The following is an 11,006-nucleotide window of genomic DNA, read 5'->3' as shown; positions in this document are numbered from 1 at the left end:
TCCCCCAAGGCGTTGTACACGCCGCCGATGTTGTTGAGCGTGGTGGCTTCACCGGCCCGGTCACCAACTTCCCGCCGGATCGGCAAGGCCTCGTGGTAGTAGTCGAGAGCCCGCTGCCGCTCCCCCAAGGCGTTGTACACGCCGCCGATGTTGTTGAGCGTGGTGGCTTCACCGGCCCGGTCACCAACTTCCCGCCGGATCGGCAAGGCCTCGTGGAAGTGGTCCAGGGCCCGCTGCCGCTCCCCCAACCCGATGTACACCCCGCCGATGTTGTTGAGCGTGGTGGCCTCACCGGCCCGGTCACCAACTTCCCGCCGGATCGGCAAGGCCTCGTGGAAGTGGTCCAGGGCCCGCTGCCGCTCCCCCAACCCGTCGTACACCCCGCCGATGTTGGTCAGGGTGGCGGCTTCACCGGCCCGGTCACCAACCTGCCGCCGAATGGGCAGGGCCTGGTGGTAGTGGTCCAAGGCCCGCTGCCGATCCCCCAGCCTGTCGTACACGTGGCCGATGTTGGTCAAGGTGGTGGCTTCGCCGGCCCGGTCACCGACTTCCCGCTCGATTGGCAGGGCCTGGTGGTAGTGGTCCAAGGCCCGCTGCCGATCCCCTAACCCGTCGTACACGCTGCCGATGTTGTTCAGGGTGGCGGCTTCGTTGCCCCGGTCGTCGGCCTGCTGGAACATGGTGAGGGCCTGCTGAAAGTCCTCCAGTGCCGGCCGGGGCCGACCGGTCGACGACCGCGCCCAGCCACGTTGGTAGAAGGCGCGGGCATCAGGGCCGAGGGTCAGGGTCGCGGTGGCCACGGCCTCGACCGCCGCGAACCGCGAGGTGCGCAACCACACCCGGCACACCCTGTCACCGATATGCCGGGCGATCACCGGCTGCTGACCGGCGACAGCAAGCCGATGCACCTCCACATGTCGGGCGACGGCGGTCGCCGCAGCGTTAGGGACGGGGCGCAATGGTGATGGTTCTCGATCCTCCATGCCGAATCCACCTCGCTCTTCGCGCTGCTCCCGGTTGCCTGTTCGGCGCGTCCAGGGACCGGACCGTGGCGTCATTGTTCTTTCCACGATGGCCAAGACTTGGTCGGCGAGTCGGAAACCCGTCAGCCGGGTTTACCGAGCGGTTCCAGGACGCGAATAAACGTACAGTGGCCGCCAAGGTCCACCCGTTGATCGCCTGGCCCGGGCCAGGGATCCGCGGTCCTGGGCCGGCTTGAACAGGCGCATCAGGGGAGGGTGCGGGTGATGGGAAACGCCACAGTGGAGGTGTCCGGGGCGCAGGCCGCGCGCTGGGCGGCGGAGTTGCGGGCCGCGCTGATCGGGGCGATGGGGCCGGACGACAGCGTGTCGCCAGTGCAGGTGCAGCGGTCGGCCGAGATGGTGATCGCGGTCATCGGGCTGGTGTTCTCCGGGGTCGAGGTGGCCAGGACGATCGCCGAGTGGTGGAGCGCCCGCCGCCGGGAAGGTGCTGCGGTGACCGTGCTGCTGCCGGACGGCACCCGGATCGAGCTGGCCGAGGGCAGCCAGGCTCGGCTGGAGATCGCCATGCGGCAGGAAGGCACCGAGCCGCACTGAACTGACCGCCACGACGGGATGGGCAGATGGGCACCTTCGAACTGGAGGTCTTCGCGCAGACCTCGAACTACTACGAGCTGCGGCTGTCCTTCGACGGCGCGGCGCCCCAGACCCGCAACCTGGACAGGGCGGCGGTCGATGAGCTGATCACGCTGGTAGAGCGTGACTACAGCAGTGACGCCCACGCACAGCGGGTGTACGGCGCGGTCCGGCTAGCTCAGCTGGGGACGAGGCTGGCGGAGTTCCTCGACGGCGATCAGCGGTGGCTGACCCCGATCCTGGCCCATCCTGCCGGGGCGGTGTTGCGGATCGCCGCCGAGGAGCGGTTGCGGCACCTGCCTTGGGAACTGCTCGCCCGGGAGGGCACGTTCCTGACCGTGGCAGGGCGGGCACCGCTGTTGCCGGTTCGTGCGGTTGGCACCCACGCGGCACTGACCAGCCCGGTCACGCCGAACAACAGGCCGTTGCGGGTGTTGTTCATGGCAGCCTCGCCCGAAGGCGTCGAGCCGGTGCTCAACTTCGAGGCCGAGGAGGCGGCGATCCTGGCCGCGACCCGACGGACCGGCACCGACCTGGTGGTCGAGGAGAGCGGCACCCTGGACGGGCTCCGGTTCCTGAGCCGCGCCTACGGGCCCGACCACTTCGATGTGCTGCATCTGAGCGGGCACGCCACCACCGACGGCGGGGAGCCGGTCTTCGTGGTGGAGGGTGAGTTCGGCGGGCGAGCCACGGCGACAGCCGACCAGATCGCCCAGGCGATGCAGGGACACTGGCCGCGACTGGTGTTCGTCTCCGGCTGCCTGACCGCTGACGCCCCCGGTGGTGGGGTTTTCCCCTCGATGAGCGAGAGTCTGGTCGACGCTGGCGCCCCTGCGGTGCTGGGCTGGGCGCTACCGGTGGGAGACGTCTCCGCCACCGATTTCGCCGCAGCTCTCTACCAGGCGCTGGCCGACGGCGGGTCGTTGAACCAGGCCGTCATCGAGGCTCGCCGTCACCTGTTCCACGACAAGAAGAGCAACTGCTGGCATCTGCTCCGGGTCTACGCCGACCGGTCTCCGCTGACGCCCCTGGTCACGCCGCTGCACAACCGGGGCCGCAGACAGTCGCAGGTGCGCGCCGCCGACCAGCAGTTCCTGGACCCGCAGACCCAACTGTCCCGGGTCGCGTCCCGCGCCGAGTTCGTAGGCCGACGGCGGATCATCCAGCGCTGTCTGCGCGCCCTCCGGCAACCCGCAGACACCCCCGGCGCGGCACAGGGCCTGCTGCTGGCCGGCATGGGTGGGCTCGGCAAGAGCAGCCTCGCCTCCCGGCTCCTGGAACGCATGCCCATCCACCAGCATGTCGTCTGGTACGGCCAGGTCGACGCCATCAAGTTCCGCGAACTGACCACCAAGATCCGCTTCGACAGCGTCGAGCAGGCCGAAGAGGCCGGCAAAATTCTCGACAACGAGCAGGTTCCGCTCCCGACCCGGCTGCGGCACCTGCTCGACGTCGACGGGCTCCTTGGTGGGACACCCTGCCTGTTCGTGTTCGACGACTTCGAGAGCGGCAACCTCGACACCCGCGACGACGGAAGCCGCGTGCTCGCCCCGGCGATGGCCGAGATCCTGCCCGCCCTACTCGCGGCAATCCGCGACACCGGCAGCCCGAGCCGTGTGATCATCACCAGCCGCTACCGCTTCCCCACCCCGGCCGGCACCACCGTCGCCGTCGAGGCTCTGGAGACCCTCAGCCCCGTCGAGCAGACCAAGAAGATCGCCAACCTGGTCAACCTGCGCCCCGAATCCACCATCGACCCGGCCATCCGGGACCGGGCGATCGAGGCCGCAGCGGGCAATCCCCGCCTGCTCGACTGGCTCAACCGGATCGTCAACGATCCCGCCCTCGACATCGATGGCCTGCTCACCGCCATCGAGAACGAGACCGACAGGTTCCGCCGCGAGACGGTGCTGGCCGACAACCTGCTCGACTCCCAGCCCCTCGAACTCCGTCGCATGCTCGCCAGGATCAACGTCGTCGAACTACCCGTACCCGCCGCCACCGTCCACGCAATGCACCAACACGCCGACGCCGATCGGCACATCCAGCGGGCCGTCCAACTCGGCCTGCTCGAAGAGGGCATCGACCCCGAGACCCACCAGCCCCGCTACTACGTCTCCAACGTCCTGCACCCCCTCGTTCGCCCCCTGATCACCGACGACGAGTACATCGAGGCATGCGCCGCCGCCGCCCAGTCCCTCTACCAACTCTGGGTCCTCAACCCCGCCGCTTCCGATGGCCGCTGACCCGAGGAACCTCGCCCGATGGGTCGAGGTGCATCGGCTTGCCGTCGCCGGTCAGCAGCCGGTGATCGCCCGCGATGCCGGTGCCCGGGTGTGTCGGGTGTGGCTGTCTACCTCGCGGTTCGCGGCGGTCGAGGCCGTGGCCACCGCGACCCTGACCCTCGGCCCGGATGCCCGCGCCTTCTACCAACGTGGCTGGGCGCGGTCGTCGACCGGTCGACCCCGGCCGGCACTGGAGGACTTTCAGCAGGCCCTGACCATGTACCAGCAGGCCGGCGACCGGGGCAACGAAGCCGCCACCCTGAACAACATCGGCAGCGTCTACGACAGGTTGGGGGATCGGCAGCGGGCCCTGGACCACTACCACCGCGCCCTGCCCATCCGACGGGAGGTCGGCGACCGAGGCGGCGAAGCCGTCACCCTCAACAACATCGGCAGCGTGCACAACGCCTTGGGGGATCGGCAGCGGGCTCTCGACCACTACCACCGGGCCCTGCCCATCCGACGGGAAGTCGGCGACCGAGCCGGCGAAGCCACCACCCTCACCAACATTGGCAGCGTGCACGACGGATGGGGGGATCGGCAGCGGGCCCTGGACCAGTACCACCGGGCCCTGCCTATCCGGCGGGAGGTCGGTGACCGAGCCGGCGAAGCCACCACCCTCAACAACATCGGCCACGCGTATCACGGGTTAGGGGATCGGCAGCGGGCCCTCGACCACTACCACCAGGCCCTCCCCATTACGCGGGAGGTCGGCGACCGGGCCGGCGAAGCCGTCACCCGGTACAACATCGCGATGGCCCACCTGGAGGGCGGTGACCTCGACCAGGCGATCCGGGAACTCGAACACGTGGTCGACCTCGACCGGCAGGCCGACCACCCCGACCTCGAAGCCGACACCGCCGTCCTCGAACAACTCCGCCGACAACGCTCCCTACCTAACACCTGAGCGGTGAATGATCTCGGCAGGTCCGGATTCAATGAGGGCGGGCCAGGCTCGCGTAGATGTCCAGGTGTCGCTTGATGACCACGTCGGGGTGGAACGTCTGCTCGTACCGCAGCCGGGCCGGTGCGGAGAGCGCGGCGGCACCGGCCCGCGCGACCGGGAGCGCGGCGGCCAGCGCGACCGCTTCCGGCGGGACCACCCAGCCGGCGGTGCCGGCGACCAGGCCGGCCGGCACCGCCGACGGACCTGCCGGCGGCGGGGAATGGCCGGCGACCGCGGAGGCGATCTTGGCGGGCCCGGTGCCGGCGGGCTCGTGCGGGGCGTCGGCACCGACCAGGTACGGAATACCGCCCAACGCCGTCCCGAGCACGGGTCGGCCGTTCGCCAACGCCTCAATGATCACGGTGGGCAGCACGTCGTGCCACATCGCGGCGGCGATCACCACAGCGCTCGCCTCGACCGCGGCCTGCACGCCGGCCCGGTCGAGCTGACCGAGGTAGACCACGTCGGGTCGCTCGGCGGCGGCGGCTTCCACGAGCGGGCGCAGCTCGCCGTCACCGGCCACCCGCAGCGTGCCCAGCGAACCCACCGGGTGCCGGCGCCAGGCGTCCAGCAGCAGGTCGACGCCCTTCTCCGGAGAGAGTCGGGCCATGTAGAGGAACCCGTCGCCCAGCGGCGCCGGCCGACCCGGGTCGGGTACGGAGTTCGGCTTCACGACGATGCGTTCGTCCGGAATGCCGTAGTCGCGGAGGTGATCGGCGATGGCCGAGGTGAGCGCGATGTACCGATCCACCGAGCGCCAGGTGCCCCGGTGCACGGCCAGGGTGGTCGCCATCAGCGCGCTCTGCACCGCCGAGTCGCGGTAGCAGCGGTGCTTGATCGCGGGCACACCCAACGCCCGACCCTTGCAGTCCTGGCAGATCACGCCGTCGCGGAAGTAGATCCCCGACGAGCAGACCTGCCGGTAGTTGTGCACCGTCTGGACCACCGGCACGCCGTGCCGGTGGGCGGTTCGCACCACCCAGGGCGAGATCAGGGGGTACGGGTTGTGCAGGTGCAGAACGTCCGGTCGGTGCTCGGTGAGCAGGCGGCTCAGGTCGTGTTGGGCGCGGGGCGCCCAGATCGGCGAGATCGGCAGCAGGGCCTTCGCCGACTTCGACATCGACGGGATCTCGTCCGAACTGCGGATGAAGGGCAGCACCTCGACGCCGGCGGCGGTGAGCTGGGCGATCTCCGAGTCGACGATCGTGTTCTCACCGGAGGGCTGGGCTTCCCGGTACCGGTTGTGTGCCACCACGATTCTCACGGAGCTTGCCTCTCGTTCGCGATTGCGGGACTCGCAAGCTCATTCCTCACGCTCACGGGAAAGAAGGCTACCGTTGTGTCGTGCCCGAACTACCGGAGGTTGAGGCGCTCGCGGGTTACCTGCGTCAGCGCGCGGTGGGGCGGCGCGTCGATCGGCTGGAGATCGCCGCGATCAGCGCCCTGAAGACGTACGAGCCGGCACCCACCGAGGTCGCCGGCCGGGCGGTGGTCGACGCCAGTCGGCACGGAAAGTTCCTCGACGTCCTGTTCGAGGGCGGCCTGCACCTGGTGGTGCATTTGGCGCGAGCGGGCTGGCTGCACTACCGGGAGGCGTTCCCCGCCACCACGCCGCTCCGTCCGGGCAAGGGCCCGATCGCGGTGCGGGTACGCCTGGACGACGGTTCCGGCTTCGACCTCACCGAGGCCGGCACCCAGAAGAAGCTGGCCGCGTATCTGGTCACCGACCTCGCAACGGTTCCCGGGGTGGCCAAGCTGGGCCCGGACGCGCTCGCCGCGGATCTGCCCCTCTTCGCCGAGCGGCTGCGGAGCAGGCGGGGGCAGGTCAAGGGGGTGCTGACCGACCAGTCGGTGCTGTCCGGGGTGGGTAACGCGTACTCCGACGAGATTCTGCACGCCGCGAAGCTGTCCCCGTTCGCGATCACCGATCGGCTCACCGACGCCCAGATCGCCACCCTGCACGCAGCCACCCGACAGGTTCTCGGCGACGCGGTAGAGCGGTCCCTCGGTCAGCGGGCCGCGGAACTGAAGGGCGAGAAGCGCTCCGGGCTGAAGGTGCACGCCCGCACCGGGCTGCCCTGCCCGGTCTGCGGGGACACCGTGCGCGAGGTGTCGTTCGCCGACTCCAGCCTCCAGTACTGCCCGACCTGCCAAACCGGCGGAAAACCGCTCGCTGACCGACGGTTGTCCCGACTCGTACGGTGAGTAATTCCACTCGGCGACTACGCAGCGGAATCGCCCGCGCTGAGCGGAACCTCCGGTCCGCCGCTCTCGCCACGCGCGTATCCATCGGTATAGTGGCCCCGGTCCCCGGCTTCTGAAATGGTGCGGAGCCGGCCAGATCGCACCGGCACCGGCGGTCGCCAATCTCCTTCGGGGCGGCGACCGGTCGGAGCCCGCGTGGGAGACTGGAACGGTGGGCGACCCGGGCCCTCACTGCGAGTGAGCAGCCCGTGTCATGCGGGAGGACATGGGTGAGGTGACGGCAAGCCTCCAGCGCCCGGTAACCAACGAAGGCCGGAGCAGACTCGTGCGGCACGTCGACAGCTTCGAGATTCAGCCGCCGACGCCGCCGTCCCACAACGGCGTACCCCGGTCGGCGTGGACGAGGTCGCGACGCCGGGTTTCCCGCTGGCACCGCCCCTACATCGCGATCCTGCTGCTGCTCGACTTCGGCGCGGCGGCGTTCGCCAGCTGGATCGCGATCCAGCTCTTCGACCAGGCCGCCTCCGGGTTCTCCGGCACCAAGCAGGACCCGACCTGGTTCCACACCATCTCCTACCTGCTGCTCCCGCTCGGCTGGGTGATCATCCTCTGGAGCAACCGGGCCTACGACCGGCGTTATCTGGGGCTCGGCCCGGACGAGTTCAAGCGGGTCATCCGGGCCGCGGTGACGGTCGCGGCGAGTGTCTCGTTCCTCGCCTTCGCCACCAAGACCGAGTTGTCCCGTTGGACGGTCGGCACGGCCCTGCTCGGGGCGCTGCTGTTGATCCTCTGGGGCCGTTTCGTGGCCCGCTGGGCGCTGCACTACATCCGGCGGCGGGCCGGCCAGGCCGCCCACCGGATGGTGCTGGTCGGCACCCTGCCCGAATGCCTGGAGGTCTACGCGGCGGTCACCCGCAGCCCGGCCGCCGGGCTGATGCCCGTCGCCATCCACATCACCGACGGGTACGCGGCGGCCAGAGGCATGCCGACCCCGGTTCCGGTGTACGCCGGACGCGACGTCCTGGCCCTGGTCCGTGAGGTCGGTGGGGACACCATCGCCGTCTGCGGGTCGGCCAGCGCCGAGCCGGGCGAGTTGCGCCGGCTGGCCTGGCAGTTGGAGGGCTCCGGTGTCGACCTGGTGGTCGCCCCGCAGCTCACCGACATCGCCGGCCCCCGGGTGCACATCCGGCCGATCGAGGGTCTGCCGCTGCTGCACGTCGAGGAGCCGACCCTCTCTGGGCCGGCGCTGCTGGCCAAGAACCTGATGGACCGGGTCGCCGCCGGCCTCGGCCTGCTGCTGCTGATCCCGCTCTTCCTGGCCATCGCCGTGGCGATCCGGATCTCCGACCCCGGGCCGGTCTTCTTCCGCCAGCCCCGGGTGGGGCACGAGGGGCGCACGTTCCGGGTGTGGAAGTTCCGGACCATGTACGTCAACGCCGAGGACCGGCTGGCCAGCCTGGTCGATCGGAACGAGACCGACGGCATGCTGTTCAAGATGAAGGAGGACCCTCGGGTCTTCCCGGTCGGTCGCTTCCTGCGGGCCACGTCGCTGGACGAGCTGCCGCAGCTGATCAACGTGCTGTGGGGCGAGATGTCGCTGGTCGGGCCCCGCCCGCTGCCGGCCGACGACGGTGACTTCCTGGGTGACGTACGGCGCCGACTGCTGGTCCGCCCCGGCATGACCGGGCTGTGGCAGGTCTCCGGCCGCTCCGACCTGTCCTGGGACGAGTCGGTCCGACTGGACCTCTACTACGTCGACAACTGGTCGCTCGCGTACGACCTGAGCATCCTGTGGCGCACCGTCGGAGTGGTGCTCGCCCGAAAGGGCGCGTACTAGAGGGTTGGCGCGCGGGCTCGCAGGGGCGAGGATCGCTGCGTGGCTGCCAACCTCTCCGCCGTGGTAGGCGTCGTCTCACTCGTCACCGCGCTGACCGCGGCTCTGCTGGCGGTACTGCGGCTGCGGGCCCGCCGTGGCATCGCCACCGCCACCCAGCGGGCCACCTACGAGGTGCTGCACACCGCCGGCCTGGCCGCCGAGCCGCTGCGGGCGGGGTTGAGCGAGGCGGGCGCGGCGAAGGCCGTACGGCATCTGCGGGCGCTGGTGGGCGCGGTCGGGCTGGCGCTCGCCGACGCTGACCGGCTGCTCGCCCTCGACGGGCGCGGCACGCACCACGGGGAGCAACTGCTCGCGGCGGCGCAGCGGACTGTGGGCAGCGGCCGCTCGACGGTGCTGGGTGAGCAGGAACTGCACTGCGACCGGGTCGACTGCCCGGTCCGCGGGGCGGTGGTCGCGCCGTTGCTGGGGGCCGACGGCCGGGTGGTGGGCGCTCTGGTGGCGGTAGCCGACAGCCCGCCGCCTCCGGGGTTGGTGCAGGCCACCCTGGAGACGGCGCACTGGGCCGGCAACCAGCTGGCCCTGGCTGAGCTGGACTCGTCGCGGGAGCGGCTGGCCCGCGCCGAGATCCGGGCGTTGCGGGCGCAGATCAGCCCGCACTTCATCTACAACGCGCTGACCGCCATCGGCTCGTTCGTCCGCACCGACCCGGAGCGGGCCCGGGAGTTGATCCTGGAGTTCGCGGAGTTCACCAGGTACTCGTTCCGTGCGCACGGGGAGTTCACCACGCTGGCCGAGGAGCTGCGGTCGATCGACCGCTACCTGACCATCGAGCGGGCCCGGTTTGGCGACCGGTTGCAGGTGCGGTTGCAGATCGCCCCGGAGGTGCTGCCGGTGACGCTGCCGTTCCTCTGCCTCCAGCCGCTGGTGGAGAACGCGGTTCGCCACGGGTTGTCCCGCAAGCCGGGCACGGGCATGGTGAGCATCGAGGCCCGGGACGCGGGAGCCGAATGCCACATCACGGTGGAGGACGACGGAGTGGGAATGGATCCGACCACGCTGACCGCCGGCATCGCCGAGCTGGCCCACGGCACCGGCGACCCCGGTGAGGACACGGGCCAGCACGTCGGCCTCTCCAACGTCGACGAGCGGTTGCGCTCGGTCTTCGGGGACCGGTTCGGCCTGGTCGTGGAGACCGGGTTGGGCTCGGGCACGAAGGTGAGCATGCGGGTGCCGAAGTTCCACCCGGGCGTACGGGCAGGGTCGTGAGCGAGCGGACCGGGACGGGGGCGGTGAACGCGACCGGTTTCCTGCGCGTCCTCGCGGTGGACGACGAGCCGCCCGCGCTCGACGAGTTGGCGTACCACCTGCGGGCCGACCCCCGGGTGGCCCGCCTGCACACGGCCGGGGATGCCACCGAGGCGCTGCGGTTACTGCGCGACGGCGACGTGGACGTGGTCTTCCTGGACATCCGGATGCCCGGCCTGGACGGGATGGAGCTGGCCCGGGTGCTGCGCCGGTTCGCCCGGCCACCGGCGATCGTGTTCGTCACCGCGTACGACGACGGCGCGGTGGACGCCTTCGATCTGGGCGCCACCGACTACGTGCGGAAACCGGTGCGCGCCGATCGGCTGGCCGAGTCACTGCGCCGGGTGATCGGCTCACGGGTGGTGCCGTCGCACCCGGCGGCGCTGGCCCGCGCGGAGGAGGACCCGACCATCCCCATCGAGCTGGCCGGCACCACCCGGATGCTGCCCCGCTCGGCGGTGCGCTGGGTGGAGGCGCAGGGCGACTACGCCCGGTTGCACACCGCCGAGGGGTCGCACCTGGTGCGGGTTTCGCTGGCCACGCTCGCGGAACGCTGGGCCGATGCCGGCTTCGTCCGGGTGCACCGGTCGTACCTGGTGCAGTTGAAGTTGATCGCGGAGTTGCGGTTGGTCAACTCCGGCTACGTGGTGGTGATCGACTCGACCGAGCTCCCGGTGAGCCGGCGGCACACCCGGGAGCTGAAGGACAAGCTGGTCAGGGCCGCGAAGCAGGACTGGAGTCGCTGAGCCGGGAATGGAAGCAGCCCTACCGTACGTTGTACGCTAGTCCGTACGACTTCCGGGAGGCCTGCC

Annotated in this window: 9 protein-coding genes; 7 read left to right on the top strand and 2 right to left on the bottom strand. The window is 70.5% G+C overall.

Translation table 11 applies throughout. The annotated features are described in order from the left end of the window. On the bottom strand, positions 1–839 hold an 839-nt coding region (locus ACFYPG_RS12095; RefSeq protein ID WP_387351745.1), incomplete at its 3' end, for a tetratricopeptide repeat protein. 408 nt (positions 840–1,247) lie between these two features. Between ACFYPG_RS12095 and ACFYPG_RS12090 the strand changes: the two genes are divergently transcribed. The 3 genes from ACFYPG_RS12090 to ACFYPG_RS12080 are packed head-to-tail and all read left to right on the top strand — an operon-like array spanning position 1,248 to position 4,808. Next, complete coding sequence (locus ACFYPG_RS12090) at positions 1,248–1,577, top strand: hypothetical protein (RefSeq protein ID WP_387351743.1); 330 nt, start codon at positions 1,248–1,250, stop codon at positions 1,575–1,577. Positions 1,578–1,603: 26 nt separating this feature from the next. Next, positions 1,604–3,862 (top strand): CHAT domain-containing protein, encoded by a 2,259-nt coding sequence (locus tag ACFYPG_RS12085; protein ID WP_387351741.1) that lies wholly within the window; start codon positions 1,604–1,606, stop codon positions 3,860–3,862. Positions 3,863–3,890: 28 nt separating this feature from the next. Next, positions 3,891–4,808: a tetratricopeptide repeat protein gene (locus ACFYPG_RS12080; protein WP_387351739.1), complete on the top strand. Its 918-nt coding sequence runs from the start codon at positions 3,891–3,893 to the stop codon at positions 4,806–4,808. Positions 4,809–4,836: 28 nt separating this feature from the next. On the opposite strand, the gene ACFYPG_RS12075 is transcribed toward ACFYPG_RS12080, so the two are convergent. Beyond that, positions 4,837–6,111 carry a glycosyltransferase gene (locus ACFYPG_RS12075; protein WP_387351737.1) on the bottom strand — a complete coding sequence of 425 codons (1,275 nt, stop codon included), beginning with the start codon at positions 6,109–6,111 and terminating at the stop codon, positions 4,837–4,839. Between the two features lie 80 nt (positions 6,112–6,191). On the opposite strand from ACFYPG_RS12075, the gene ACFYPG_RS12070 reads away from it, so the two are divergent. From ACFYPG_RS12070 to ACFYPG_RS12055, 4 genes are all read left to right on the top strand, one after another. Continuing rightward, complete coding sequence (locus ACFYPG_RS12070; RefSeq protein ID WP_238687553.1) at positions 6,192–7,052, top strand: Fpg/Nei family DNA glycosylase; 861 nt, start codon at positions 6,192–6,194, stop codon at positions 7,050–7,052. Positions 7,053–7,317: 265 nt separating this feature from the next. After that, entirely contained in the window at positions 7,318–8,889 is a 1,572-nt protein-coding gene (locus ACFYPG_RS12065; protein WP_387351872.1) for a sugar transferase, read from the top strand. A 39-nt stretch (positions 8,890–8,928) separates the two neighbouring features. Beyond that, positions 8,929–10,155, top strand: a complete 1,227-nt coding sequence (locus ACFYPG_RS12060; RefSeq protein WP_355004462.1) for a histidine kinase — start codon at positions 8,929–8,931, stop codon at positions 10,153–10,155. A 23-nt stretch (positions 10,156–10,178) separates the two neighbouring features. Next, a complete protein-coding gene (locus tag ACFYPG_RS12055) occupies positions 10,179–10,940 on the top strand; it encodes a LytTR family DNA-binding domain-containing protein (RefSeq protein ID WP_355005152.1) in 762 nt (253 codons plus the stop codon). Positions 10,941–11,006: the final 66 nt, after the last annotated feature.

The organism is Micromonospora sp. NPDC005553 (assembly GCF_042871765.1).
In the GTDB taxonomy this organism is placed as follows: Bacteria; Actinomycetota; Actinomycetes; order Mycobacteriales; family Micromonosporaceae; genus Micromonospora.
The sequence above is the reverse complement of the archived record's forward strand: the minus strand, read 5'-3'. Positions and strand labels throughout refer to the sequence as shown.

Coding starts and splice junctions, on each gene's coding strand:
- ACFYPG_RS12085 (WP_387351741.1), top strand. CDS start 1,604: ATGGGCACCTTCGAACTGGAGGTCTTCGCGCAGACCTCGAACTACTAC.
- ACFYPG_RS12090 (WP_387351743.1), top strand. CDS start 1,248: ATGGGAAACGCCACAGTGGAGGTGTCCGGGGCGCAGGCCGCGCGCTGG.
- ACFYPG_RS12065 (WP_387351872.1), top strand. CDS start 7,318: ATGGGTGAGGTGACGGCAAGCCTCCAGCGCCCGGTAACCAACGAAGGC.